Below are 26327 nucleotides of genomic sequence, written 5' to 3' on the forward strand. Positions count from 1 at the left end.
TATTAGTTAACCCGAATCTCGTTGTTCTGTATCATGCGATAGATAGTAGACTTTCCAATTTGCAGCTTCGCAGCCACCTGCAGAATGTTGCCATTGTGGTTGTCGAGGTAGCGCTGCACAATGGCAGCAGTTTGCGTCCGCAACGACTCATCCCCGTCTGGTAGGCTGCTTTCTTGCGTGGTACTAGCGTGCCGGAGCGACAGATCCTGCGGGTGAATCGTGTCGCCGTCGGCCAGTACGGCGGCCAGCTCTACCACCGCTTTCAACTCGCGCACGTTGCCGGGGAAAGGGTAGCGCAACAGCTTCTGCTGAGCATCTGGCGACAAGCGGCAATCGGCCATGCCATTTTGAGAGCAAAATGCCTGCAAGAACGACTGGGCTAGTAGGAGCACGTCCTGACCCCGGTCGCGCAGAGGGGGTAGTAAAATAGGCAAGCCCAGTAGCCGGTAATACAGATCTTCCCGGAAGCGGCCCTGTTTCACTTCTTCTGTCAGGTCGCGATGCGTGGCTACCATCAGGCGGGCATCAAATGGAATGGGGGCGCTGCCGCCTACCCGCATCACCTCCCGCTCTTGCAGCACGCGCAGCAATTTAGCTTGTAGATTCAGATCCAGCTCCGCGATTTCATCCAGAAAGAGTGTGCCCCGGTGCGCTTCCTCAAACCGCCCGATACGCCGACTCACGGCACCGGTGAATGCACCTTTTTCGTGACCAAACAACTCACTCTCAATCAGCTCGCGCGGAATGGCGGCTACGTTTACGGCCACAAACGCGCTGTTGCGGCGCTCGGAACGGAAGTGAATAGCCTTGGCCACCAACTCTTTGCCTGTACCAGTCTCTCCACTCAAGGATACGGTGATGTTGGTGCGGGCCGCTTTCTCTACCAAGGAAAATAATTGTTGCATTTGGGGGCTTTTTCCCAAAATAGCACGCTGGGGGTCGTACTTCTGCCCAATTTGCTCCCGCAGCCGTTCGTTTTCCCGGCGTAGCGCCAGCTGCTGATTGACATTGCCAATGGTATTCCAGAGCCGATCTGCGGTTTCTTCATCTTTTACAAGATAATCGTAAGCACCCTGGCGCAGCAGGCCTACGGCCGTTCGCACGTCCTCCTGTCCCGAAATGATAATAACGGCAACTTCCGGCAAACGCTCCTTTATCTGACGCAGCACTACATCGCCGGTACCATCGGGCAGTGTATAGTCCAGCGTGATAAGATCAGGCTTTTCGTTGAGGTTATCCAAGCAAGACTGCGCCGTAGTGAAGCGGCGTACGATGTACTCTGGATTCTGAGAGAGCTTATATTCAAGTAGTTCGCCGTACCAGGCGTTGTCCTCAACAACGAATATACGAAGGGTAGAAGATGCAGTCATTGGGAAAGTAGCGGAGTAACTGTACTAGATAATACGTCACGCAGCATGTGTACATGCTGCACAATTTCTACGTGGAGTATAATCTATCCAGTTAAGTTTTCAATAGCGTGGGAAAGTAAGTAGTGTAAACAGTGCGAGTATAAGACGATAAAGCTGCCCTATCAAGTTTTCTCATCATAGGATTTTGCTTCTCTTTTTGGGAAGATAGAATAAAATCGAGTGAAATGTATATGTCTTATAATCAACGTTTTATACAATAATATAATTTGAAGGTAATAAAATTGTATTGTGATTTTTTGAACGTGTTTATGGACTTTTCTAATCTTGCTTATGAAACGCTTCTTCTACTTACAGGGCTTTTTTTGTTACCAAGCAGCATTATTTCTACTGATATGGTTAGGTGGCACCACAGTGCTAGCCCAGGGTTCTGTCACGCGAGTCATCTACACGAAAGCGGGCACAGCAAAGGTAACGAAAGGTAGCGCCACCGTCACGGCTCAGGTTAGGATAGGGGGCCTTATTGGTCTTGAGACCAAGGTAGCTCCGTTGACTTCGGGAGACGTACTGGATAGTGGTAATGCAACGGATGAAGGTGCATCCTCCTTTAACAGCTACGCACTGCTTACCACCAATCTAACCCAAACGGCAATATCCACAGCATTGGGTATTAATTTATTATCGCTTGCGGAAGTACAGGTTACAGGACAATCTGCCCCTACCTCGCTGCGCGTTGATATGGCCGAGACTATCAAGAAAGGCAATCGGGCGGGCGTAGTGATAGGTGGCGACAACTCGCTACTGAATCTGTCCGTGCTGAATGCCGTGTACGTGCAAACCTACCTGAACGAAACGCCTGTGCAGCGCATCCCAATTGCTGAGCTAGTAGGAATTGAGTCGAGCCTTACTAGCTCGTTGCGCAACAATCTACCTTTGTTCAACAATCGTCCTACCCGGGCCAGCTTCATTGCCAGTGGCGATTTCAACAAAATAGAACTGGTGACAGGAGGATTGCTGAACCTGAGCTACGGCATACGCTTCTACTATGCCTTCGGCTTCGACGACCAGAATTCGACCATCCAGTATAAAGGAGCGTTGTCGAACAACGTTAGCCCCGTGGAGGGGAATGAGTACAGCACTCAGTCGCGCGGGGCGAATGGGTTGGTCTGTGTGAACGTGAATTCGAACATCGACAATCCACAGAATGCTGCCAATGCTGGCCTAACCGACTTTGCAACGTTCCGAAACCTGCTGAATATAAGCGTTCTGAATTGCCCGTCTACCCTGCGCGTGAAGCTACGTAGCGCAGTGGGTCCTACCGGGTACCGTGCTGGATTTGTGGTGAGCAACGGTGGGCTGCTCGATCTGAACTTGTTGCAGAATGTGCGCCTCAGCACTTACCTAGACGATGCACTACAGCAGAGCGCCTCTGGTGCCAACTTATTGCGGGTGAACGTGCTGCCTGATAACCGCTATTTTCTGAGCTTCCAGACGACCAAACCGTTCAACCACGTAGAAATTCGCCTGAACGGGGCTGTAAACGTCTTAGATAATCTGAACGTGTACTACGGCTTCGGCATTGAGGAAGCAGCTTTCAGTGACCCAGAACCCGTGTTTTCTGATTTCGAAGACCCGACCGATAAATTCCGGACTGCTACCCTCACCCCCAATACCGATGGTGTTCTAAACGTAAGTGCTTGCGCGTCGGTGCTTGGTAGCAGCTGCACGGGCTTTGTAGACCCCAGCTTTGCTGCCAAGCGTAACCTGACCACTACCTATGCCCAAATCAAAGGCTCGTTGGTGAACCTGAGCGTAAACCAGGGCTTGGCGCTAGCCGTGAAGCTTAATGGTGCGAATAAGGTAGCAACCGGTAGAGCGGGTAAAGCAGGCAACCGCGCCGGGTTTGTATTTGATTACACCAGCAACGGTGGAATAATAGGTAATTTGTTGAGTGCGGGTGTGTTATCCAACTTCACCATCACTACCTACCGCGAGGACCAAAGCACGGCCCGTAAGGGTACTGCTACCAGTGCCTTGCCGACCTTGGTGGCGGTAGAAAGTGTATCTGGGGCCAACTTGGCGCAGGCAACGCTGCTGGGCGGCAGCACCGGTCGACAAGCTCTGTCCTTCGTTGCCACACAGGATTTCGACTGGGTAGAGCTGACTACTACCAACACGGTAGGCACGGTGCAAGACACGCGTATTTACTACGCTTTTGCCGAGGATTTGCGCGGTTTCTTCCCCGAAAACCTGGTAAATCCATCCAACCCACTCCCCGTCGAGCTGGCAAGCTTTACCGTACGCGCTACCGCCCAGGGAGCCGAACTGCACTGGAAAACCGCCTCAGAGAAAAACAACAGCCGGTTTATAGTAGAGCGGGCCGTGCAGCAGGGCACCGACGTTGCGTTCCAGGCCATTGGACAGGTGGCTGGTGCAGGCACCAGCACCACGGCGCAGCAGTACCGCTTCCTGGATGCTACGGCAGCCGAACAAAGTGCCAGCACCGTGTACTACCGCTTGCGGCAGGTAGACACCAATGGGCAGGAGTCGTTTTCGCCGGTGGTAGCTGCCACGTTTGAAGGGCGGGTACTGGCTGCATCGCTGCAGTTGGCTCCTAATCCTGCTGGGGCTACCGATTGGGTACGCGTGCAGGTAGGGGCTGCCAGTGAAATAACCGGGCAGCACTTGGTGGTGTACGACGGACAGGGCCGGCAGGTGCATTCGGTGGCCGTAACAGACCATACTACCCTGCTTCCAACGCAGAGTTTAAGTCAGGGGCTCTACCACGTGGTCCTGCTGAACGCCGCGGGCAAGCGCCTCACCAGCCAACGCCTCATCATTGCAGGACGCTAACTAGTCGCGGTTACGTATAATAACAAGAAAGCCACTCCTTATATAAGGAGTGGCTTTCTTGTTGATGAAAGAAATTGAGGCAAAGCTCACTACTTGAGTCCTATTGTATCGTCGCTTTCACCTTCGTGGCTGTTCATATACGATCGAAAGGACAATGCTACCTCGCTAGCCAGCGACGATGCCTGGGCCCGTACGCGTCGGTCGTTGTTAGTGCGGCTATTGTCACGGTCAGCAGCCAGCTGAGCTATGTAGTCGTCTAGTTGCACAGTAACAGTAGGTTGCTTATTGTTGGGTACTACCTCAAAAGACCCTATATTATAGTCGTAGCCATTATCTGTAGCACGAAATACAAACTCAAAGCGGACTGCCGTTTCAACGGGTTTATTGTTGTTGAGTGTTTTCACTTTGCTAGTGCCACGCAGCTGGAGCGTGCCTGCCGCTGCGTCGGCCTTTACGTCAGTTTTGGGCGCATACGTAAACCCCTTTTCGCTCCAGGCCAGGGCGTGCTGGTATAGTGCCCGGCGCCCGGCCCCCGATGCCTGTACTTGCTCACCGTAGGCAATGGGACTGGTAGACTGCGCCAGCGACGACAAGGATAGCAGTAACAGACTGCTTAGCAGAAAACCGAGTAAAGAGTTTTTCATAGTATGGAGAGGAAAACAGGTAATTACCAGCAAGAGCGCAAACTTATTTCGTTTTTGCTCCACATGCATGGCAGTATATGTTATGAATATATCAAGAAAAATGCCGGGCGTGTTGATTTAGATACGACTACTCGTATAAATCTCATAATACGCGATAATCGAAAATATTTATATAATTTTTCTGATAACACACCTAGGTTATGCAGTTATTGTGAATGAACTACAGGCTATAATATATAGGCTGATAGAGTGAATGTTTTATTTTACTATATGTGGATTATTTATGCATAATATGCTTTGTATTAATGATTTATATGTAGGATGACCGTGTAAACAATATAGCAGGTGGTGAGCAATACTAAATTGGACATAATATTCAGATAACATAAAATTAATATTAGTCTGGTTGCTGCGTCAAAGCGAAGTAGTACTTTTGTGGCGTGATTCAACTCACCGCACATCCGATGAAGCGCGTAGCCCTCCACGATGTGGCTCTGCGGGAAAGCCGGAAGCAGGCTTCATTTTCCGCTGACTCCTTTGTTTTTTCGGCAGTTGCTCTTTCCTCCGCTCCGGTTTCGAAGCGGTTTTTTTATGCCCATACGGATAGGGTAGGGGCCTGTGTCAGCTCTTCTGGTGGCAACTCACTGCTTGCCTCGCCGTCTGGCTCAACCTGCCCTATGCCAAGCATTCCTGTCCTTGCCCAACAGATTGCGGCCGTTGCGCCCGCTACCATTCGCGGGTGCTGCATGTCATTTCTGGTCAACCACAACCACGTATTCTAAAGCGCTCCGACGGAAAGCGCCCGATGCCGGCTGGGGGCTTTTTTGTTAACTTCTTTCGACAATACCAACCATATGAACAAGCTGCTTTCCCGTGTGCAACGCGTTGATTCGCTGCTCTGTGTGGGGCTCGACCCTATCGGTGAAGACGCCCAGGTAGGAAGCCGATTGGGCGAAGTAATTGACCAAACCGCCGACCACGTAGCGGCCTTCAAGCCCAACCTGGCCTTTTTTCTGAGCCGGGAAAATGGCGTGCAGTTGCTGCGCGACACTATCCAGCGCATTCCAAAGGATATTCCGGTGATTCTGGACGGCAAGTTTGGTGACATTTCCAACACCGCAGACCACTACGCCCGCTTTGCCTACGACGTGGTAGGGGCCGATGCCGTGACGGTGAATCCGTATATGGGCGACGATGCCATTTGGCCCTTTCTGCGCGAGGGTAAAATGGCTTTCGTACTGGCCAAAACCAGCAATCAGCCTACCCACTCGCTGCAGGATGTGGCCCTTACCCGGGGCGGTATGCTCAGCGACCAAGCCGCCCGCATCAGTCGCCAGCTGGATGAGGAAAACGGTGGGGTAGGGCTGGTGGTAGGTGCCACCCAGCCCGACGCCATGCTGCGCGTGCGCGAACTTTGCCCCGACCAATGGTTCTTGGTGCCCGGCGTGGGTGCCCAGGGCGGCGACCTAGCTGCTACCCTCCGCGCCGGCCTGCGCCCCGATGGCCTAGGTGTACTCATTAATTCTTCGCGCGCCATCTGGCAGGCGGCCGATGCCAGTGCCGCTGCTCGAGAACTAAAGGGGCAGATTAATGAGCACCGGCAGATAACGAAAGCAAATACTGTGTCCTAAGGCTAGCCCCCTGGACTACGCAGTGCCCAGAGAGCCGGCAGAACAGGAACACCAAAGCTGCTCTGCTCTGTAGCCCAAGGTTTCGACCTTGAGACAACGGGTAACCTTCCTACTTATAAGTATACTCCCTTGACCACCCACACCTCCCTACCCTCCGAAACCTTGGAACAGCAACTAGTGCAAGAAGACGCACTATTGCGTGGGCACTTCCGCCTGTCTTCTGGGTTGCATTCTGATACGTACGTGCAGTGCGCCCGTTTCTTGCGCCGCCCCGATCTGGCTGCTCCCGCCGCCGCTGAGTTAGCCGCTCAAATTCGGGCCGCCGGGTTGCAGCCCGATACCGTGGTAGGACCCGCCATGGGCGGCGTTGTGATTGGCTACGAGCTGGCCCGGCAGTTGGGCGTGCCCGGTATTTTCACGGAGCGCGACGCCGACGGGCAAATGACGCTACGTCGGGGCTTCACCATAGAGCCCGGTGAGCGGATTATTATTGCAGAAGACGTAGTGACTACGGGCAAGAGCACCAACGAAGTAGCGCGTCTGCTGACCGAAATGGGAGCAGAAATTTTGGCGGTGGCAAGTTTAATTGACCGCACGAGTGGGAAAGCTGAGCTTTCTTTTCCGAACTTTGCACTGCTGCCGGTTACGGCGGCCACCTACGCACCCGATGATTGCCCGCTGTGTCGGGCAGGTATTCCGGTAGTGAAGCCCGGCAGCCGGCCGGACAAAGCGTTTTCTTAAACCTACCCTGCGCTGGACGTAGGGCAAGGCATTTCCGATGGTGGTCGGGCGCCCTACTTCTACCCTATAGTAGGTAGGGCAGCCGGCACAGCGGAAAATAGTAAACCTTATTTCCTTCCTTTTGGAATCTATCCAACGAACCATTCAGCTACGGCTCAAGCCTACCCGTCACGACGGTGAGGGTCAGCGTGTAGCCGAAGCAGCCCAGCGCCATCTGGGCCTGCGCACCGGGCGCGTGCAAAGCACTGCCCTCTACACCGTGCGCTACCCCCTCACCGACGAGCAGCTGCACAGCTTTGCCACGCGCTGCCTGCAAGACCCAGTGCTGCACGATGTGGCCCTGGACGAGTTCCGCCCTACCGATTCCTTCTATAAGAGTTACATCCTGGTGGCCAAGCTGCCCGGCGTGACCGACGACGAAGGCATCTCGGCGCAGAATGCCCTGGGCGACTTCCTCAACCAGCCTCTCGATACGCATACTCAGCACATCTTCAGTAAACGGCTCTACTTCCTGGAGCACGAGCTGCCCGCGCAGGATCTGCGCCGCCTGGCCGAAGAGCTGCTGGGCAACAAGATGATCAACCGCTTCGAAACCGGCCCCCTCTCCGAGCTGCGCGACTACACGCCGCGTCCCGGCGGCGGGGCCGAAGCCATTACGGAGCTGGTGCCGCTGGTAGGCCTCACGGACGAGGAGTTGGTGAAGCTGTCAAAAGACAACCTCTACGCTCTGAACCTAGAGGAAATGCGGGCTGTGCGCGACCACTACGCCACCATTGCGGCCGAGCGCGAAGACGCCGGCCTCCCCACTGCCCCCACCGACTGCGAGCTGGAAATCATTGCCCAAACGTGGTCGGAGCACTGCAAGCACAAGGAGTTTTCGGCCGTTATCAACTACAAGGATGCGGCTACCGGCGAGACCAAGCAAATTGACTCGCTGTTCAAAACCTATATCCGCAACGCCACTGCCGAGGTAGACCGCCAACTTCGCGCCAACGGCAACGACTGGCTGATTAAGGTGTTCAGCGACAATGCCGGCGCCGTGCGCATCAACCCCGAGTCGTTGTTTGTATGGAAGGTGGAAACTCACAACTCGCCCTCGGCCATCGACCCGTATGGTGGAGCTATTACGGGCATCTTGGGCAACAACCGTGACCCGCTGGCTACCGGTATTGGTGGTGCTCGGTTGCTGTTCAACACCAACGTTTTGTGCTTTGGTAATCCGGAATTCAGCGGTGAGCTGCTGACTAACCAACTGCACCCACGCCGCATTTTTGAAGGTGTGCGCAAAGGCATCGAGGACGGCGGCAACAAGTCAGGGGTGCCCACGGTGAACGGCAGTATTGTGTTTGATGACCGCTACGCCGGCAAGCCGCTGGTATACTGCGGCACTGGTGCCGTGATGCCCATGCAACTGGCTGGTGAGGACTCCTGGGAAAAGAAAATCGACCCGCAGGACCGCATCATCATGGCTGGGGGTAGGGTAGGCAAGGATGGCATCCACGGTGCTACCTTCTCCAGCATCGAGCTGGACGAAACCTCGCCTGCCACGGCCGTGCAAATCGGCTCGCCCATCACCCAGAAGCTGGCGATGGACTTCCTAATTATCGCCACGCGGCGCGGCCTCATCAAGTGCAGCACCGACAACGGTGCGGGCGGCCTCTCGTCCAGCATTGGCGAGCTGGCTACCATCAGCGGCGGCGCCGTAGTAGAGCTGGAAAAAGTGCCGTTGAAATATTCGGGCTTGCGGCCTTGGGAAATCTTCGTTTCGGAGTCGCAGGAGCGTTTTTCGCTGGCGGTAGAGCCCAGTAAGCTTGAGGAGTTGCTGGCGCTGGGTAAGGAAATGGAAGTGGAGCTGACCGACATTGGCTATTTCACCGCCGACGGCTACCTCGACGTGCGCTTTGCCGGCGAGGCCGTAGCGAAGCTGGACATGCACTTCCTGCACGACGGCGTGCCGCGCAAGACGCTGGAAGCTGAGCTGGACCCCGCTACCGCTCAAGAGCCTGCCCTACCCACCGAAACCGACTACACCGACACACTGCGCCGCCTGCTGGGTTCGCTTAACATCTGTTCGCGCGAGTCCGTGATTCGGCAGTACGACCACGAGGTGAAAGGCCGCACCGTGGTGAAGCCCCTGATGGGTGCCACCGGCCAGGCTCCACAGGATGCCGCCGTGGTGCGTTTCAACTTCGAGAGCTGGGAAGGCGTGGCCGTGAGCAACGGCATCCTACCCCGCTATGGCGACCTAGATGCCTACCAGATGTCGGCCGGCTCGTTCGACGAGGCCGTACGCCAGATTATAGCTGTGGGCGGCAAGCTGCCCAACCTCACGCCCGGCGACGGTACGTTCTGGTCGGTGAATGACAACTTCTGCGTGCCCGACTCGGTGTATGACCCCACCGGCAACCCCGACGGCAAGCACAAGCTGGCTAAGCTGGTACAGATGTGCGAGGCCCTGCGCGACGCGACAGCCGCCTACTGTATCCCGCTCACGAGCGGCAAGGACTCGATGAAAAACGACTTCAAAGCTGACGGCGTGAAGATTTCGGTGCCACCCACGGTGCTGTACTCCATGACCGCCAAAATGGAAGACGTGCGCCGAGCCGTAACGTCGGATTTCAAGCAGGAAGACGATGTGGTGTACCTGCTAGGCGAAACCTACGACGAGTTAGGCGGCTCAGAGTTCTATGCCCTGCACGGCGAGTTAGGTGCCAACGTGCCCCAAGTTCGTTTCGACAAGGCCAAAGAGCTCTATATAACAATAGGGGAAGCCAACGACCAGAACCTCATTCAATCCTGCCACGACCTAAGTGATGGTGGCCTAGCCGTAGCACTGGCCGAGGCTACGTTCGGTTACGGCTTCGGGGCCGACGTGGAGCTGACCGGCGAACTGAGCCTGACGGCACAGCTATTCTCGGAGTCGCACTCGCGCTTTGTGGCCACGGTAGCACCCGAGGATGTAGTAGCCTTCGAAGCGTTGCTGAAAGGCCGCGCTACCCGCTTGGGCACCGTAACCGGCAATGGCCGCCTCACAGTACGCCACGCAGGCCAGGAAGTCGTTGATGCTGATGTAGCTGAGCTGCGCGAAACGTGGTCGAATGGCCCGGTAAACAAGGTAATTGGACTGGACCTGGACGCGGTACGCAACGCCAACGAAGGCTCAACCAGCGGCCTTGGATAATAACTCATTAACCGGCGGCCGGCCTCCGGTCGGCGCTCCGCATCTTATGGTTCAAGCACTCATTCTCACTGGTTTCGGCATCAACTGCGAAGAAGAGTTCGCGGCGGCTTACCGCTTAGCGGGCGCCGAGCCTACCATCGTGCACCTCAACCAAGTATTGCACGGTGAGGTCAGCATCCACGATTTCGATATTCTGAACTTCCCCGGCGGCTTTTCATTTGGCGACGATCTGGGCTCAGGTGTGGTACTGGCTAATAAGCTGCGCTACCGCAAAAACGCCGAAGGCCGCACGTTGCTGGATGATATCCGGCAATTCATTGCCGATGGCAAGTTTGTGCTGGGCATCTGCAACGGGTTTCAGGTGCTCGTAAAGTTGGGCTTGCTACCCGATCTGGCCGGCAACGTAACGCCCGAAGTGACGCTGACGCACAACGCCTCGGGTCGGTACGAGGACCGCTGGGTGCGCTTGAAAGTCAACCCGAAGGCCGGCACGCCTTTCCTCAAAGGCATGGATACGCTGGAGGTGCCCGTGCGCCATGGCGAAGGTCGCCTCATCATTCCCGATGCTGCCACGCGGGAGCAGATCGTGCAGCGTGGCCTCAACGTGCTGACCTATTGCGACAGCACGGGCTGCGAGGTATCGGCCTACCCTCACAACCCCAACGGCGCCGACCTAAACTGCGCCGGCCTGACCGATACCACCGGTCAGGTATTTGGCCTAATGCCGCACCCCGAGGCCTACCTCTCGCTCTACAACCACCCGGAATGGACGCGCCGCAAGCGCCAAAATCCGGAGCTTTCTGAAGAGGGCGACGGGCTGCGCATCTTCCGCAACATTGTGGAGCATGTGCAACAACATGCGGCCCACCCGCACGCTGAAGCCACTTCTGCCTCCTAATCACTACTGCAACCCGCCAGCGATTCGCGTCGGCTTTCTACCCGATATGAACACCCTCAATCACTTCGAAACTCCCCAACTCGAACTCCTGCACCGCGGGAAAGTACGTGACTCGCTGCGTGCTCCTAACGGCGACCGGCTCATCATCGTAACGGACCGCCTATCGGCGTTCGACTCGGTGTTGGAAACGCCTGTGGCCCACAAAGGTGCGGTGCTGAATGGCTTGGCTAACTTCTGGTTCGACAAGACCCGCGACATCATCCCCAACCACGTGATTGAGCTGGTAGATGCCAACGCCATGTTGGTGAAGGAAGCCGAGCCAATTCGGGTGGAGATGGTGGTGCGCGCCTACCTTACCGGCTCGATGTGGCGCGGCTACCAGCAGGGGCAGCGCACCTTCTCCGGTGTAACGGTGCCCGACGGACTGAGTAAGCACCAGCAGTTCCCCGAGCCCATCGTGACGCCGACGACCAAGGAAGAATCGGACCGCGAAATCACGCCCGAGAACTTGGTGAGCGAAGGCTGGGTGAGCCAAGAGCTGTACGACCAGATGAAGGAGAAAGCCTTGGCCTTGTTCAAGGTAGGCTCCGATCTGTTGAAGGAAAAAGGTATTATTCTGGTGGATACCAAGTATGAGTTTGGCCTGCTGAATGGCGCGCTGATTCTGATTGATGAAATCCACACGCCCGACTCGTCGCGCTTTTGGTCGGCTGAAGATTACGCCAAGAACCCAGAATCGGCGGAGCAGATGGACAAAGAGTACGTGCGCCAGTGGCTGATTGCCAACAAGGTAGATGGCCAGTATCCCCGCGCCCTCACGCCCGAGGTGTCGCAGGAGGCCACCCGCCGCTACCTCGACATCTATGAGCGCATCACCGGCCAGCCCCTACCCACCGCCAACGAGCCAACCGTTGGGGGCGACGTGCACGCTCGTCTGGTAGGCAACCTAGTGCGTGCCGGCCTGATGAAGGACGCCTAAAGGAACGGTAATTCGCCTCGATAAAGTTGGCCCGCCTAGGGCGTTAAGTACTGTAATTTAAATACGTACGAAATTTAAATACCGTACAAAATCTAGTTGTTTCATGAATGTAGTCATCCTCGGTTCTGGTGCTCGTGAGCACGCTCTCGCCTGGAAACTCACCCAAGATGGTGCCACTGCGCACGTGCTGCCCGGCAACCCTGGTATCCCCGGCTCGGTGCCGTCCATTGACGCGCTGGATTTTCCGGCGGTGCAGCGCTTTTGCGAGGAGCAAGGTGCGAAACTGCTGGTGCCTGGCTCCGAGGCAACCTTGGCGGCGGGCGTGACCGACTTTTTCGCCCAGACTGATATCCGCGTGTTTGGCCCAACCCGGCAGGCAGCGGCGCTGGAGTCGTCGAAAGTATGGTCGAAGAACTTTATGCAGCGCCACGGCGTGGCTACCGGGCAAGCCTGGACGTTCCGCTCCGACCAGGTAACCGAAGCTCTGGCCAAAGCGGCCGAGCTGGAGGGTAGGGTAGTGGTAAAGTACGACGGCCTGGCCGCTGGCAAGGGTGTGTACGTTTGCTCGTCGGAGGAAGAAGTGAAGGCCGCCATTGATGAGCTAGTGGATCTGCATTCCGATTGGTTTAGCTTCTTACTGGAAGAAAAGCTAGTCGGCCCTGAAATCAGCGTGATGGGCGCTACCGACGGCAACAGCATCCGGTTGCTGGCTACCTCGCAGGACCACAAGCAGCTGCGGGCCGGCGACCAAGGGCCCAACACCGGTGGTATGGGTGCCTACTGCCCCGTACCCTTCGCCGATGACAACGTAATGGCCGAGGTGCGCCGCGACATCATTGAGCCTACCATGCGCGGGTTGCAGGCGTCGCAGTTCGACTTCAAAGGCTTCATCTATTTCGGCATCATGCTCACGCCCAACGGGCCAAAGCTGCTGGAGTACAACACCCGCCTGGGTGACCCGGAAGCCGAAGTGCTGTTGCCCGCTATGCAAAGCAGCCTGCTCGACCTCATCACGGCGGCTCTTGACGGCGACCTGTCGCGCCACGATGTATGGCAGCGCCCCGGCCACTACGCCGGCGTGGTGCTGGCCTCGGGCGGCTACCCGGCGCCTAAGTTTCCCACGGGCTTCCCCATTACGGGTCTCGACCAACTCGCCGACGATACGCTGGTGTTCTTTGGCGGAGTGAAAGCCGGCGCCGAAGCCGAACAGCTGGTAACCGGCGGTGGCCGGGTACTGGTGGTAGTAGCGCATGGCGACGAGCTGAACGATGCCGTGCAGCAAGCCTACGCCGAAATCGAGAAAATCAGCTTCCAGGATGCGTACTACCGCACCGACATTGGGCAGCGGCCCAGCCCCATTCTTACTCGCGTATATTAAATGACAACTAACCTGCCACGGCTGGCGATTTTGCTTTCGGGTAGAGGCTCCAACATGGTGGCTCTGGTCGAAGCGGTGCAGCGTGGCGTATTGCAAGGCGTGGCCGAAGTGGCCGTGGTATTCAGCAACAAGCCCGATGCGCCTGGCCTGACCACGGCTGCCGCGCTGGGCTGCCCCACCGCCAGCCTAGCTCCGGAGGGTAGGAAACGCGCCGAATATGATGCGGCCGTGGTGGACTTACTCCAAGGCTACCAGCCCGATTACGTGGTGCTGGCGGGCTATATGCGTATTCTGTCGTCGGTATTCGTGCGGGCGTTTGCGGGGCGCATTGTCAACATTCATCCTGCCGATACGCACCAACACCAAGGCCTACATGCCTACGAATGGGCCTTCGAAAACCGCTTGCCCGAAACTAAAATAACGGTGCATTTGGTTGATGAGGGTCTCGATACGGGTCCGATTTTGGCGCAGGCCCCCGTGGACCTGCGCGGTGCCGATACGCTGGCTGAAGTAGAGCGCCGCGGCCTAGCCGTAGAACACCAATTGTACGCCAATACGTTAGTGCAACTCATTCGCCAAGAGTTGCCTACCCCCTCCATTGCCGAGCGGTCGGCAACTCAACATTGACATTTGAATTATGTGCGGAATAGTAGGTTTTTACGGTCCTGATGACGTCGCGCACGACATTGTGTTCGGCCTCACCGCGTTGCAGCACCGCGGGCAGGATGCCGCCGGCATTGCCACCTTCGACGGCAACTTTCACCTGCACAAAGGCAATGGGCTGATTGCCGACGTGTTTCGGCCGAAGTTTCTGAAAAAGCTGACGGGCAACATCGGCATTGGGCACGCGCGCTATACCACGCAGGGCTCCAACGATTCGGAGCTGGCGCAGCCCTTCACCACTAGCTACCCCTTCGGGCTGTCGATGGTGCACAACGGCAACGTTATCAACTTCCGCGACGTGGCCAAACGCCTGCACGAGAAGTACCACGTGCTGCCCAAAACCAACAACGACCTGGAGCTGATTATGTACACCTTCGCCTCGGAGCTGCGCACCAAGGACCTCGACAACCTCTCCGTGGTCGACATCTTTGATGCCGTGGAAACGACGCAGGAGCTGGTAGAAGGTGCCTACGCTACTATCACTGTTATTGCCGGGTACGGCCTGCTGGCTTTCAACGACCCCCGCGGCATCCGGCCCCTGGTGCTTGGTCGTCGCGACACGCCTAATGGTCCGGTGTACGCCTTCGCCTCAGAATCGACGTGCTTTGACTACCTGGGCTTCGAGTTCATCAAGAACGTAGGACCAGGTCAGGCCATATTCATCGACCAGAATTTCAAGGTTCACTACAAGAACCCCTACCAGCAGCCTAAGAACTTCTGCGTGTTCGAGCACATCTATTTCGCCCGCGAAGACTCCGTGATTCACGGCCGCTTGGTGGCGCGGGAGCGTGTGCGCTTGGGCAAGCTGCTAGCGCGCCGAGTGAAAGAAGCTGGATTGCAGCCTGATATGGTGATTGATGTGCCCTCTTCGGGTTACTTTGCCGCGTCGGGGTTGGCTGAGGCCATTGGCGTGCCCTATCGTCGTGGGTTGGTGAAAAATAACCACATGGGCCGTTCCTTTATTGTGAGCAGCCAGGCGGGTAGGGAAGACGTGGTGAAGAAAAAGCTGAACCCGATTCGGGCCTTTGTGGAAGGCAAGAAGGTGGCTGTGGTGGACGACAGCATCGTGCGTGGCACTACCTCGCGGCGCATTGTGCGCATTCTGCGCGAGGCCGGCGCCAAGGAGGTGTACTTTATTTCGTCGGCGCCGCCCATTGTGTCGCCCTGCATCTACGGCATCGATATGGCCATGAGCACGGAGTTGATTGCGGCCAACCACACCGAGCAGGAAATCTGTGACTACATTGAGGCCGACCGCGTGATCTATCAGTCGGTGGAGGATTTGCAGGAGCTGTTTTCGCCAGAAAAGGGCCACGGCGGCAACTGCTTTGCCTGCTTCACCGGCAACTACCCCACCGGCGACGTGACGCGCTATCTGCGCCACATCCAGGAGGAACGCCAAAGCCACCGCAGCAAGAAGGACAAGGCGCTAGCCGCTACGTCCGTCAGCGCCAAAGCCCCCGAGCCCACGGAACATTAATTGAGTAACAACGAAGTGTCATCCTGAACATTCCGCGCATCAAGCGGCGACGAAGGACCTTATCACACTAGAACGAGTCGTTAGTACGCCTGTTGTTCACACGTGATAAGGTCCTTCGCTCCGCTCAGGATGACAAGATTAAAAATAGCCTAAGCCTACCCCATGTCATCTTCCCAAAAACCTGCCGGCTACGACATCGACCTCGGCAACGAATGCTCCCGCAACGCCTACGCGTGGTCCAAGAAAACCTTCGCTAATCGTACCGGCAAGCCCGGCGAGGCGGCCCAGGATCTGGATGGCGGTTTCGCCAACGAAATCCGTTTTGGCAATGCGCGGCTAGGCATCTCTTCCGATGGCATCGGAACCAAGATTGAGGTGGCCGAGCGGGTAGGAAAGTTTGATACGCTGGGCTACGACCTGGTGGCCATGACGGCCGACGACCTGATTGTGGGCGGCTTTGTGCCTACCAATCTCAGCAACATCATCGACGTGAACACGCTCGACTACGACGTGATTGACGAGATGATGCGCGGCCTGCACGATGCCTGCAACTTTGCCGGCGTGGCCATTACGGGTGGCGAAATTGCCGAGCTAGGCAACCGTATTGGCGGCTGGCCCGGTGCCCGTATGAATTTCAACTGGTGCTCTACGGCCATTGGCAGCTTGCACCCCAGCCTGGAGCGTCCTCTCAGCGGGGCCAGCGTGCAGGCCGGGCAGGCGGTAGTAGCTATCCAATCGCCCAGCTTCCGGTCCAACGGCTTCTCGCTGGCCCGCCGCACGCTGCAAAACCTGTTCGGCGACAACTGGCACTCAGCTCCCTACGACGGCGCTGATGCTACCCCACATGGCTCGGCCGGGCACACATGGGGGGAAGTGCTGCTGGCGCCTTCGCTGATTTACTCGCCCGGCGTAGCCAAGGTATTAGACAAGGGCCTACCCCTCTATGCCGCGGCGCACATCACCGGCGGCGGCATTGCCGATAACTTCAAGCGGGTGCTGAAAAACGGGGTAGGGGCCGAGCTGACCAACTTGTTTGAGCCGCTGCCCGCTATGCAGAAGCTCACGGAACTGGCCGGCATCACGCCCGCCGACGCCTACCTCTACTGGAACATGGGCAACGGTATGCTGCTCGTAACTGATGAAGCCCAGGCCGAAGCCATAGCCGACAGCCTTCGTGCCGATGGCTATCAGGCTCAGGTAGCAGGCCGCATTACGGCCGAAGCTGGTATCCGCCTGAAGGTAGGGGCTGGCGAGTTGACGTACGCGTAGCCACTACACGACTGATGCATTGACGTTGTAGCATATTGTGCTGCGGCGTTGGTCTATAGAATATTCGTAAGGTCCCTGTCGGGAGTCTCTCTCTTTGTTAGCAAAGAGCGGTACTCCCGACAGGGACTTTTTGCATATGTATGACTTGCTAAATAGATAAACCAGCGTAGAGTTTGGTGGAAAAAACGGAAAGGTTCGGAAAGTAATATTTTGAAAAATGACCCTATTATTCAAGGTGCATTTCAAGTAAAGAGTACATATTTTAAAAATAATGCCTTAAAAATTAATGGGGTATTGCTAATAATTCAAAAGTGTCTTCTATATTGGCCTTGAGAATACAACATACCCTATTGTTGAGCTTATCCTGTCATACAGTGCTCAGCAAGTCTGCTCTATCTGTCCCTGTTATTTAGAGTACCTGGTATTGCCGCCCAATAGCCAGGAGCATCCCTTAGAAGCATAGTACCTGATTGGCGCTGCCTTGTAAAAGCAGTGGCCTACCTCCGCTTGCCTGAAAAGCTTGGGGCTTCCCACGCTTTTGTCAATACGCGTACGCTCACTGCTTTCATCTATACCCCCTCCTTTATGTTGATGCTGACCACTGCCCTCCTGACGGCAGCCTTCGCCACCGAACCCGGCGATTCCGTGCAGAAAAAGCCTTTTGTGTTTTCTGGCTCTGCCGATGGCTATTACCGCTACAATTTTAGCAACCCCCAAGAAGGCCCCTATAACAACCGTACAAGCTTCACTAACAGCCACAACTCCTTTGAGTTAGGCATGATTTCGCTGAAAGCTGCGCACACTATTGGTAAGGTAGGGCTGGTGGCCGATGTAGGCTTTGGGCGCCGGGCCGAGGAGTTTTCCTACAACGATGACAACACCCGCTTTGCCATCAAGCAGCTGTATGTGACGTACGCGCCTACGGAAAAACTCAAGTTTACGGCCGGTAGCTGGGCCACGCACATCGGGTACGAGTCGGTGGATCCGTATCTGAACCGCAATTATAGCATGAGCTATATGTTCTCGTACGGCCCCTTTTTCCATACGGGCGTGAAAGCGGAAATAGGCATGGGCGACAAAACCACGCTAATGGTAGGCCTAGCCAATCCCACTGATTTTAAGAGTGCCAGCGCCATGCCCAAGATGGTAATTGGGCAGCTAGCCACCAGCTCTCACGACGACAAGCTGAAGGTATATATCAACTATCAAGGCGGTCGGGCGCAAGACGCGCTGCGCCTGCATCAAGAGGATATTGTACTCAGTTATCTGATTAACAGCAAGCTGTCGTTTTCTTATAACGGTACTATGCAGCAGCGCAGAGCGATAGGCGAGGGCGGCAGCGACGAGTACCACACGTGGTGGGGCTCGGCCCTGTACGCCAACCTCGACCCGCAGCCCTGGTTGGGTTTCACGCTCCGCGCCGAGTATACCGGCGACAAAAATCGCCTGCTGGGGCTGAGTAAAAATCTCTTCGAAACTACGCTGTCCTCCAACATCAGAATCGACAACCTGACCATTATCCCGGAAATCCGGTTGGACCGGAGCAGCGACGACGATAACCTCTTTGCGAACAAGGCCGGCAACAGCAAAAAAGCAACTGTGAGTGGCCTGCTAGCGGCCGTGTACTCCTTTTAAGTGCGGCTGGTCCTAAAAACTAAAGAATCAACTCTACCTCAATAGTATAACTCCCTCCAACTACCTAACACCCTTTGCATGGAAATTTCCCTACCCCCCAAATCTGGTCGGAGCCCGTTGGGGCTACTTTTGCTGGTCGCGCTGGGGCTGATAGCGGCCTTTGTGCGCATGCCACACCCTGCGGCCGCCGAAAATAGCGCCCTGAACACCGGCGATATTGCCTGGATGCTGACCGCCTCGGCCTTTGTGCTACTGATGACGCCGGGCCTATCGTTTTTCTACGGCGGCATGGTGCGCCCCAAGAACCTAATTTCCACTATGCTACAAAGCTTTGTAGCGCTGGGCGTTATTTCTATGGTGTGGTATTTCGTGGGTTTCTCGCTGGCCTACGGCGACTCCTGGAATGGCCTCATCGGCAACCCCATGACCTTTTTGCTGCTGCGCGATGTGGGCACAGCACCCAACCCTACCCTGTCGCCTACCATCCCATTCATTCTCTTCTTCGCGTTTCAGCTGAAGTTTGCCATCATCACCCCGGCCCTCATCACCGGCTCGTTTGCTGAGCGCGTGCGCTTCAAGAGCTATTTGGTGTTTATGGTGCTGTTTTGCTTGTTTATTTACTGCCCGCTAGCTCACTGGACCTGGCACCCCGAGGGCTTCCTGCGGAAGTGGGGCGTGCTTGATTTTGCGGGCGGTACCGTAGTGCATATTTCGGCTGGGGTAGCAGCGCTGGTAGCGGCCATGGTACTGGGGCCGCGCCGGGCGCACCGCCAGACTTCCTTCGTGACGCCCAATGTGCCTTACGTGCTGCTGGGCACCGGCTTGCTGTGGTTTGGTTGGTTTGGCTTCAATGCCGGCTCAGCACTGGGCTCCAATGAGTTGGCTTCACTGTCGTTTGTAAACACCAACCTGGCTTCGGCCTCGGCGCTGGTGGCGTGGCTGCTGGTAGAGGTGGCGCGCGGCGGTAAGCCCACCGCCATGGGCGCCTGCATTGGTGCGGTGGTGGGCCTAGTAGGCATCACGCCTGCCGCCGGCTACGTCGATTACGGGCAGAGTATTCTGATTGGCATCGTGGCCTCGCTGGTGAGCTTTGCCGCCGTGCATTGGAAAAACAGCCGCACTACTATCGACGATACTCTTGATGTATTCCCCTGCCACGGCCTGGGTGGCATTGTGGGCATGCTGCTCACGGGCGTATTCGCCACCAATGTAGGTCTGGTGAATGGCACTGCTACTGTATTTGGCTACCATGTGCTGGGCTTGGTCATCGTCATTGTCTATGTAACGGTCCTGTCGTGGGTGTTGCTGAAGGTGACAGATGCGCTGGTAGGGCTGCGGGTGAAGCAGGAGGAAGAAGAGCTCGGCCTCGACCTGAGCCAGCACGAAGAGTCTACCTACCACGTAGACGAAGAATACGAGAAGCTGTACCGTAAAGAACTGGTATCGTAGCGAGGGGCTACCGCCCGCGTAGGGTAGGCCCCTATAGTATCAGCTCCTGCTTTCCAACGATACTGTTGGAAAGCAGGAGCTGATACTATAGTACCTGCACAACTGTCAGAAATCAGCGCAACGGCTTGTGTGGCAGTGTGGGCGTACGGATTACAGGTGCGCGTTTAGCGCAGGGCCAAGCCTTCGGGCTTGCGTTGCATCTTCGTATTCAATTCTTGCAGGAAGGATTGCAGGCGGGCGTCGATTTTGGCGAGCTGCTTGCGCTGAGTAGCCGTAGACTGGCCACGGAGCAGCGTTTCGGCTGGAATCTGGAGCGGACCGGCGCTGTGCTTGCCGGCGCGGGCAAAGTGCGGTTGGCTGTACACTACATCTTCCAGCCGGTAGCGGTAGCCATTTTCCTGCGCTTGCAGAGAGAGTAGGAACGAGTACATTTCCTGCCCATCGCGGAGTAGCACGTGGGTTTTGATGAAGCCAGCTTCCGCGCTATTAGTACGCGTGCTCAGGGTGTGGGTACGGGTGGCCTGCGTCAGCCAATCCTGCGCTCTGGAGTACAGATTTTCCTGCGAGGTAGCCGCTACGGGCACAGAGCCTTTGTACAGAGCCCGCTGGGTGTCGGAGTCTATGTGCAAGGCAGGGGTACTAACGTATGTATCGGGTTGCTGGGCCATTGCTGTACTACCTAGTAGCAGCAGCAATGCAACGGGAATATATTTCATGGGGCGGGGTGGAATAAAACGTGAAGTAAAGACCTTTATACGAAACACTTACTATAAAAGGTCTAAGAAACAGGCAGAGTGCAATAGACCCAACATACAGAAGCCCGCTGACTTCCTGCGTATGCAAAAATCAGCGGGCTCCTACCTAATAGCTACCTATAGCACTGCGTACAAACTATTAGGTAACCTTAAAATGAATAGTTAAGCGACGCCTTGATGACCCGGTTTTGCGCCTGAAAGCTGTTGTTTTTGTCCAGGGAGGTGAGGCCGTAGTCGTAGCCGGCGCTCAGGCCAAAGCCGCTGTCGAACTGGTAGCCCAAGCCGCCCACCGCCGCAAAATCGACCGGACGGAACTGGTTTTTGGTATCGAAATCCTGCCGGAAGGCCGTGAAGCCTAGTGCCCCAGCGGCTACGCGCACTTTGCTACTGACCAAGAACGACGCCTGTGGACCTGCGTAGAGATAGAGGCCCCGCGTGAGGTAGGCTTTGGCCAACACAGGCACATCTATGTAAGCAGTGCGGGCAGTGGCTGTTACGTTGGCGCTCAGTACCTCAAAGTTGGGCACCGAAGCCGTACCGCGCAGCTGCGTGCCTTTCTCAGAATACAATACGCCGGGCTCGATGGCAAACCGTTCGCCCAAAGGTAGGGTAGCGTAGAGGCCAGCATGAAAGCCCGTACGGGTTTCGCGGGTCACGGCGCCGTTGGTGTAGTCGGCCAGCGTCATTACGCTTTGCACGGCGTCGCCGTTCCAGTCGGCCACGTTCACCCCGGCCCGGATGCCGAGCTGGACGCCGTTGGTAGAAGAAGATTGTGGGGCTGTATACACTGGCCGCTTACCCTGAGTGGAGTAAGTAGCAGGGCGGCGCACTTGCGCTTGAGCAGCAGAAACAGAAACCGTTAGGAAAAGGCAAGCCGCGGCCAGGCGGCCGAAAAGACGCTTCGTTTGCATAGTAGTAGGGAACGGGAGTAGAACCAAAAGCCGGGCCGCGTGGTGCACACTAGCGGCGGGCTGTTGCGGTACTATTCAAAAAAACCGTGCCAAAGTGCAATGCGTAGTTGCGCCGCCTACCTACTACAAACGCCCTTCTCGTGCAAGAATGACTAGCATCGTTCTCGCACGGGAAGGGCGTTTGTACTGCTCAGAATATATAGGGAACTTAGATAACTCGCTTCCTCGCAGGCTTTTTGGTGCCCTTCTGCGGGGTAGCGGTTGGCTTGGGGGCCACCGCCTCCTTGCCTTGAAGGCGCTCCTCAACGGTTTTCAGCAGGAAGTTGGCGTCGGACTTGTGCTGCTCGTCGGGGAATAGCTCTACGGCTAACTGGGCCTGCTCTTTGGCCTTCTCAAACTGCTTCAGCTCTAGGTACACGAAGGCTAAGTTGAGGTGCGACTCGGGGTAGTTTTTGCGCAGCTCGATGGAGCGCAGAAACGGCGCTACGCTTTCCTGAAACATGCCTAAGCGCTGGTAGGAGTAACCCTGCGCGTAGTAAGAGCTATAGTCGCCATAGCCGTGCTCATGGGCTACGTCGTAGTACTGAATAATCAGCGGAAATAGGTCGTCCTCTTCCTTGCTAGTCTCGGCGCAGTTGCACTGCTGCACGGCAAAGTAGTAGTCGCCCAGGCCGCGGTCCAACTTGTAATCGTTGGGGTAGCGGGCCTTGAGGGTACGTAGCGCCCTACCTAGCGGAAACGGCGTCAAGGTGTAGGTGCTGTCTGGGCTGCGGAAGTTCTCCAGGTTGTCCGTCAGCTGCACATCTTTGAACGCAAACCGCCGATACTGCGAGTGGCCCACGTTGTAGCGGAGGGCAATGTCTTCCTTTTGCAGCACTACAGCCGGGCGCTCGTTGCGCGGGTCATACTTTTGCAGCACCTGAAAAGCCGAGGCATATTTCCGCTCACCCACCAGCGCATCGGCTTTTTGCAGGATGGCAATGTTGGTCTGGGCCTGCGCCGTAGCCGCCAGGAAAGAGCCGCCAGCCAGTAAAAGAGCAGCGGTAATGCGTGAGGAGCCCAAAAAAATCATGATTATTTCCTGCAAAGTAAGAAAGTGCAAACAAGCGGTTTGCCGGCAAAATACGACGGTTTTAGCGGTGGACGCAAGCACACCAACGTAGCAGCGCGGCTAGTGGATGTTTGGTTTTTAAAAAATGATTGCGCAGCTTTGGCCGTTGCCTTTATCCAACAAGGCAACACACCACACATGCTTCTTACTCCGGCAGCGGCTTTTTTTAGCTTTTACTTTACCTACTACGAGCAATCGTAGCAGCGAGGCCGCTTTGTAGGAACCCTACTCCTGAATCACACAAAAGCCTCCCACCCCGGAAGGCTTTTTTTTTAACCCATGCTCGTCAACGCTCCCGTTTTTGCCTACTACTTTTTTTACTTCTTCTACCCGAAGAAGCGGGCCCGCGTTTGCACTTGCTAAGCAGCGAAAGCACAACGAAGGGCCCTCCTAAGGAGGCCCTTTTTTTACACCTTTTCTCACCGTCGTATGTACCCGACCATTGCCATTCAGGGATTTGAAGGAAGTTTCCACCAGGTAGCGGCCCGGCGGCATTTTGGCGTCGACCACGCCATTGCTCCCTGTGCCACCTTTGGGCAAGTGGTGCGCCACGTGGCGGGCGGTACTACAGACTTCGGCCTAATGGCCATCGAAAACTCGTTGGCTGGCAGTATTCTACCCAACTACTCACTGCTCCAACGTCACGAAGTGCACGTGATAGGGGAGGTGTATCTGCACATTCGGCAACACCTGATGGCCCTACCCGGCCAGCACCTGCACGACCTACACGAGGTGCACTCACACCCCATGGCCTTGCTCCAGTGTGCCGACTACCTGGGCAGCCATGGCCACTGGCGCCTGGTAGAGACGGAGGATACGGCCCTGAGTGCCCAGCGCATCCGGGAGCATCGGCGGCCGGGCGTTGCCGCCGTAGCCGGCGCCCTGGCCGCCGAGCTGTTCGACCTGGAAATTGTGGCCGCTGATATTCACGCCGACCCGGCCAATTACACGCGCTTTTTAGTGCTGGAGCGCGGCGCCCCAGTGCTGGAAGAGCTGGCGCCTACCGTGAACAAAGCTTCGCTGTACTTCCACACCAGCCACGCCCAGGGAAGCCTGGTACGGGTGTTAGCGCCTATTGCGCAGTTGGGCATCAACCTCTCTAAATTGCAGTCCTACCCCCGCACGGGCCGCACCTGGCAGTACGGGTTTCATGTAGATGTGGAGTTTGACACGCCGGCTCAGCTGGCGGCTCTCCTGTACGAGCTGCGCCCCCTCACGGAGCACCTGGAGGTGCTGGGCGCCTACCACCGCGACGTGCTAGAAACCGTGCCCGATCATATCATCCGCCAGCAGGCGCCGCTTCAGTAGTTAAGTAGCCACTCACCATGACCAAGCAGTCGATACAAATTACCTCCGCCTCGCGCCTGGCCCACACGCAGGAATACTACTTCTCCCGCAAGTTGCAGGAAATTGATGCCCTCAACAAAGCCGGCAAGCAGATCATCAACCTGGGCATCGGCAGCCCCGATATGCCGCCGCAGCCCGCCGTGGTGGCTGCCCTGGCCGATGATGCGGCCCTGCCCAATGCGCACGGGTACCAGTCGTACAAAGGCCTGCCGGCGCTGCGCGAGGCCATGAGCGCGTGGTACGCCCGCGCCTACGGCGTAGTGCTGGACCCTAACAGCGAAGTGCTACCCTTGCTGGGCTCCAAGGAAGGCATCATGCACATCAGCATGACGTTTCTGGAGGCCGGCGACGAGGTGCTGCTGCCCAACCCTGGCTACCCTACCTACCGCGCTGCCGCTGAGCTAACCGGCGCTACCCTGCGCGAGTACGACCTGACCGCCGAAACCGGCTGGCTGCCCAACTTGGCGGCTCTGGCCGCCACCGACCTCAGCCGCGTGAAGCTGATGTGGGTAAACTACCCGCACATGCCCACCGGCACCCGCGCCAGCGAAGCCGAGTTGCAAGCGTTAGTTGACTTTGCGCTGGCCCACAACATTTTGCTGGTGCACGACAATCCGTATAGCTTCATTCTCAACGACAACCCCACCAGCTTGCTGTCCGTACCCGGTGCCCGCGAGTGCGTACTGGAGCTGAACTCCCTGAGCAAGTCGCACAACATGGCGGGCTGGCGGGTAGGCATGCTGGCCGGCCGCGCCGATTTGCTGCAAGACGTACTGCGCTTTAAAAGCAACATGGATTCGGGCATGTTCCGGCCGGTACAACAGGCTGCCGTAGTGGCGCTAGGGCTGGGTGAAGAGTGGTTTGCCGAGCTGAACGCCCACTACCGCGCCCGGCGCGAGCGGGTGTTTGCCCTGCTCGACCTGCTGGGTTGCACTTACAGCCGCGACCAGGTAGGGCTATTCGTATGGGCTGCCGTGCCAGAAGGGCATGCTGATGGCTTCGCCGTGAGCGACCGGGTGCTCTACGACGCCAACGTGTTCATCACCCCCGGCGGCATCTTCGGCAGCAACGGCAACGGCTATATCCGCATTAGCCTGTGCCAGAAGGTAGAGGTGCTGGACGAGGCCATTCGGCGGGTAGAGGAGGCGAAACTTACTAGCAGCCAGGCCCAATGATGACTGTGACTGTAGTAGGGGTAGGGCTGATTGGCGGCTCGCTGGTACTGAGCATGAAGCAGCACGGCGTGGCAACGCACGTTATTGGGGTAGACCATGACCCTACCCACCTGCGCGAAGCCGCCGCCCGTCACCTCATCGACGAGGGCACTACCGACCTGTCCGCCGCCGTGCGCCGCGCCGACCTGATCATCTTGGCTGTGCCCATGGATGCGCTACTCTCCCTGCTGCCCGAGGTGCTGGATATGGTAGACAACCAAGTGGTTATCGACGTGGGATCCACTAAAAAAGCGCTGCTGGACGTGGTGCGTACGCACCCCAAGCGTAGTCGCTTCGTGGCGGTGCACCCCATGGCGGGCACCGAGTTTTCGGGGCCGGAGGCGGCGGTGCCGGAGCTGTTCCGCGACAAAACCCTGGTGCTCTGCGACGCCGAAGACAGCGCCGCCGACGCCGTAGCGCAGGTAGAGCACGTAGCTGATGCCCTGGGCATGCGGCGCGTGTATCTAGGCGGTGCCGAGCACGATATGCACGTGGCCTACGTGTCGCATATCTCGCACATCACGTCGTTTGCCCTGGCTCTCACGGTGTTAGAGAAAGAACGCGACGAGCAACGTATCTTTGAGCTGGCCAGTACCGGTTTTTCGTCTACCGTGCGTCTGGCCAAAAGCTCCTCGGCCATGTGGGTGCCCATCTTCCGCCAAAACCGCGAAAACGTGCTCGACGTGCTAGACGAACACCTACGCCAGCTCCAGCACATGCGCGACGTGCTGGCGCAGGAAGACTACTCCGCTTTCACGGACCTCATTCATCAAGCCAACCACATCAAGCGCATTTTAAAATAACATTCTCCTGTCATCCTG

At 56.8% G+C, this 26327-nt stretch carries 20 protein-coding genes; 15 read left to right on the forward strand and 5 right to left on the reverse strand.

Features of this window, described 5'->3' with window-relative positions; all coding sequences use genetic code 11:
* Positions 1 to 2 precede the first annotated feature (2 nt).
* Positions 3 to 1370, reverse strand: coding sequence for a sigma-54-dependent transcriptional regulator (locus MUN82_RS19145; protein WP_245092985.1), 1368 nt, complete (start codon positions 1368 to 1370; stop codon positions 3 to 5).
* A 735-nt stretch (positions 1371 to 2105) separates the two neighbouring features.
* Here MUN82_RS19145 and MUN82_RS19150 point away from each other — a divergent pair.
* Complete coding sequence (locus tag MUN82_RS19150) at positions 2106 to 4220, forward strand: T9SS type A sorting domain-containing protein (protein ID WP_245092987.1); 2115 nt, start codon at positions 2106 to 2108, stop codon at positions 4218 to 4220.
* An 89-nt stretch (positions 4221 to 4309) separates the two neighbouring features.
* Here MUN82_RS19150 and MUN82_RS19155 read toward each other — a convergent pair whose 3' ends face one another.
* On the reverse strand, positions 4310 to 4864 hold the full coding sequence (locus tag MUN82_RS19155; protein ID WP_245092989.1) for a DUF4468 domain-containing protein: 555 nt from the start codon (positions 4862 to 4864) through the stop codon (positions 4310 to 4312).
* Positions 4865 to 5718: 854 nt separating this feature from the next.
* On the opposite strand from MUN82_RS19155, the gene pyrF reads away from it, so the two are divergent.
* The 11 genes from pyrF (at position 5719) to MUN82_RS19210 (ending at position 20168) form a co-directional block, all read left to right on the forward strand.
* The gene (gene pyrF / locus MUN82_RS19160; RefSeq protein ID WP_245092991.1) at positions 5719 to 6495 is read left to right on the forward strand and encodes an orotidine-5'-phosphate decarboxylase; all 777 of its coding nucleotides are present in this window, start codon (positions 5719 to 5721) and stop codon (positions 6493 to 6495) included.
* A gap of 129 nt (positions 6496 to 6624) precedes the next feature.
* A complete protein-coding gene (gene pyrE / locus MUN82_RS19165) occupies positions 6625 to 7236 on the forward strand; it encodes an orotate phosphoribosyltransferase (protein WP_245092993.1) in 612 nt (203 codons plus the stop codon).
* A 121-nt stretch (positions 7237 to 7357) separates the two neighbouring features.
* Positions 7358 to 10417, forward strand: a complete 3060-nt coding sequence (locus MUN82_RS19170; protein WP_245092995.1) for a phosphoribosylformylglycinamidine synthase subunit PurL — start codon at positions 7358 to 7360, stop codon at positions 10415 to 10417.
* A 46-nt stretch (positions 10418 to 10463) separates the two neighbouring features.
* Positions 10464 to 11315 carry a phosphoribosylformylglycinamidine synthase subunit PurQ gene (locus MUN82_RS19175; protein WP_245092997.1) on the forward strand — a complete coding sequence of 284 codons (852 nt, stop codon included), beginning with the start codon at positions 10464 to 10466 and terminating at the stop codon, positions 11313 to 11315.
* Between the two features lie 46 nt (positions 11316 to 11361).
* Positions 11362 to 12294, forward strand: a complete 933-nt coding sequence (locus MUN82_RS19180) for a phosphoribosylaminoimidazolesuccinocarboxamide synthase (RefSeq protein ID WP_245092999.1) — start codon at positions 11362 to 11364, stop codon at positions 12292 to 12294.
* Between the two features lie 103 nt (positions 12295 to 12397).
* Positions 12398 to 13672 (forward strand): phosphoribosylamine--glycine ligase, encoded by a 1275-nt coding sequence (gene purD, locus MUN82_RS19185; RefSeq protein WP_245093001.1) that lies wholly within the window; start codon positions 12398 to 12400, stop codon positions 13670 to 13672.
* The gene (gene purN / locus MUN82_RS19190; RefSeq protein WP_245093003.1) at positions 13673 to 14299 is read left to right on the forward strand and encodes a phosphoribosylglycinamide formyltransferase; all 627 of its coding nucleotides are present in this window, start codon (positions 13673 to 13675) and stop codon (positions 14297 to 14299) included.
* Between the two features lie 10 nt (positions 14300 to 14309).
* A complete protein-coding gene (gene purF / locus MUN82_RS19195) occupies positions 14310 to 15815 on the forward strand; it encodes an amidophosphoribosyltransferase (protein WP_245093005.1) in 1506 nt (501 codons plus the stop codon).
* Positions 15816 to 15977: 162 nt separating this feature from the next.
* Entirely contained in the window at positions 15978 to 17084 is a 1107-nt protein-coding gene (locus MUN82_RS19200; RefSeq protein WP_245093007.1) for an AIR synthase-related protein, read from the forward strand.
* A 591-nt stretch (positions 17085 to 17675) separates the two neighbouring features.
* Positions 17676 to 18719, forward strand: coding sequence for an outer membrane beta-barrel protein (locus tag MUN82_RS19205; protein ID WP_245093009.1), 1044 nt, complete (start codon positions 17676 to 17678; stop codon positions 18717 to 18719).
* Between the two features lie 78 nt (positions 18720 to 18797).
* Positions 18798 to 20168 (forward strand): ammonium transporter, encoded by a 1371-nt coding sequence (locus MUN82_RS19210; RefSeq protein ID WP_245093010.1) that lies wholly within the window; start codon positions 18798 to 18800, stop codon positions 20166 to 20168.
* Positions 20169 to 20332: 164 nt separating this feature from the next.
* On the opposite strand, the gene MUN82_RS19215 is transcribed toward MUN82_RS19210, so the two are convergent.
* The 3 genes from MUN82_RS19215 to MUN82_RS19225 form a co-directional block, all read right to left on the reverse strand.
* On the reverse strand, positions 20333 to 20884 hold the full coding sequence (locus MUN82_RS19215) for a DUF4468 domain-containing protein (protein WP_245093011.1): 552 nt from the start codon (positions 20882 to 20884) through the stop codon (positions 20333 to 20335).
* A gap of 188 nt (positions 20885 to 21072) precedes the next feature.
* Entirely contained in the window at positions 21073 to 21834 is a 762-nt protein-coding gene (locus MUN82_RS19220; protein WP_245093012.1) for a porin family protein, read from the reverse strand.
* A gap of 208 nt (positions 21835 to 22042) precedes the next feature.
* Positions 22043 to 22906, reverse strand: a complete 864-nt coding sequence (locus MUN82_RS19225; RefSeq protein ID WP_245093013.1) for a tetratricopeptide repeat protein — start codon at positions 22904 to 22906, stop codon at positions 22043 to 22045.
* A 468-nt stretch (positions 22907 to 23374) separates the two neighbouring features.
* On the opposite strand from MUN82_RS19225, the gene MUN82_RS19230 reads away from it, so the two are divergent.
* From MUN82_RS19230 to MUN82_RS19240, 3 genes are read left to right on the forward strand one after another with little or no spacing between them, the layout of a single operon-like run.
* Positions 23375 to 24253 (forward strand): prephenate dehydratase, encoded by an 879-nt coding sequence (locus MUN82_RS19230; protein ID WP_245093014.1) that lies wholly within the window; start codon positions 23375 to 23377, stop codon positions 24251 to 24253.
* 17 nt (positions 24254 to 24270) lie between these two features.
* Positions 24271 to 25467, forward strand: a complete 1197-nt coding sequence (locus MUN82_RS19235; protein WP_245093015.1) for a pyridoxal phosphate-dependent aminotransferase — start codon at positions 24271 to 24273, stop codon at positions 25465 to 25467.
* The gene (locus MUN82_RS19240; protein ID WP_245093016.1) at positions 25464 to 26309 is read left to right on the forward strand and encodes a prephenate dehydrogenase; all 846 of its coding nucleotides are present in this window, start codon (positions 25464 to 25466) and stop codon (positions 26307 to 26309) included. Before MUN82_RS19235 ends, MUN82_RS19240 begins: the two co-directional genes overlap by 4 nt.
* The last annotated feature ends 18 nt before the right edge of the window (positions 26310 to 26327 follow it).

The organism is Hymenobacter aerilatus (assembly GCF_022921095.1).
GTDB lineage: Bacteria > Bacteroidota > Bacteroidia > Cytophagales > Hymenobacteraceae > Hymenobacter > Hymenobacter aerilatus.

Excerpts from the sequence above, each read along its gene's own strand:
- MUN82_RS19145 (WP_245092985.1), bottom strand. The coding sequence starts at position 1,370 with ATGACTGCATCTTCTACCCTTCGTATATTCGTTGTTGAGGACAACGCC.
- MUN82_RS19150 (WP_245092987.1), top strand. The coding sequence starts at position 2,106 with ATGGCCGAGACTATCAAGAAAGGCAATCGGGCGGGCGTAGTGATAGGT.
- MUN82_RS19155 (WP_245092989.1), bottom strand. The coding sequence starts at position 4,864 with ATGAAAAACTCTTTACTCGGTTTTCTGCTAAGCAGTCTGTTACTGCTA.
- pyrF (WP_245092991.1), top strand. The coding sequence starts at position 5,719 with ATGAACAAGCTGCTTTCCCGTGTGCAACGCGTTGATTCGCTGCTCTGT.
- MUN82_RS19175 (WP_245092997.1), top strand. The coding sequence starts at position 10,464 with ATGGTTCAAGCACTCATTCTCACTGGTTTCGGCATCAACTGCGAAGAA.
- MUN82_RS19180 (WP_245092999.1), top strand. The coding sequence starts at position 11,362 with ATGAACACCCTCAATCACTTCGAAACTCCCCAACTCGAACTCCTGCAC.
- purD (WP_245093001.1), top strand. The coding sequence starts at position 12,398 with ATGAATGTAGTCATCCTCGGTTCTGGTGCTCGTGAGCACGCTCTCGCC.
- purN (WP_245093003.1), top strand. The coding sequence starts at position 13,673 with ATGACAACTAACCTGCCACGGCTGGCGATTTTGCTTTCGGGTAGAGGC.
- purF (WP_245093005.1), top strand. The coding sequence starts at position 14,310 with ATGTGCGGAATAGTAGGTTTTTACGGTCCTGATGACGTCGCGCACGAC.
- MUN82_RS19200 (WP_245093007.1), top strand. The coding sequence starts at position 15,978 with ATGTCATCTTCCCAAAAACCTGCCGGCTACGACATCGACCTCGGCAAC.
- MUN82_RS19205 (WP_245093009.1), top strand. The coding sequence starts at position 17,676 with ATGCTGACCACTGCCCTCCTGACGGCAGCCTTCGCCACCGAACCCGGC.
- MUN82_RS19210 (WP_245093010.1), top strand. The coding sequence starts at position 18,798 with ATGGAAATTTCCCTACCCCCCAAATCTGGTCGGAGCCCGTTGGGGCTA.
- MUN82_RS19215 (WP_245093011.1), bottom strand. The coding sequence starts at position 20,884 with ATGAAATATATTCCCGTTGCATTGCTGCTGCTACTAGGTAGTACAGCA.
- MUN82_RS19220 (WP_245093012.1), bottom strand. The coding sequence starts at position 21,834 with ATGCAAACGAAGCGTCTTTTCGGCCGCCTGGCCGCGGCTTGCCTTTTC.
- MUN82_RS19225 (WP_245093013.1), bottom strand. The coding sequence starts at position 22,906 with ATGATTTTTTTGGGCTCCTCACGCATTACCGCTGCTCTTTTACTGGCT.
- MUN82_RS19230 (WP_245093014.1), top strand. The coding sequence starts at position 23,375 with ATGTACCCGACCATTGCCATTCAGGGATTTGAAGGAAGTTTCCACCAG.
- MUN82_RS19235 (WP_245093015.1), top strand. The coding sequence starts at position 24,271 with ATGACCAAGCAGTCGATACAAATTACCTCCGCCTCGCGCCTGGCCCAC.
- MUN82_RS19240 (WP_245093016.1), top strand. The coding sequence starts at position 25,464 with ATGATGACTGTGACTGTAGTAGGGGTAGGGCTGATTGGCGGCTCGCTG.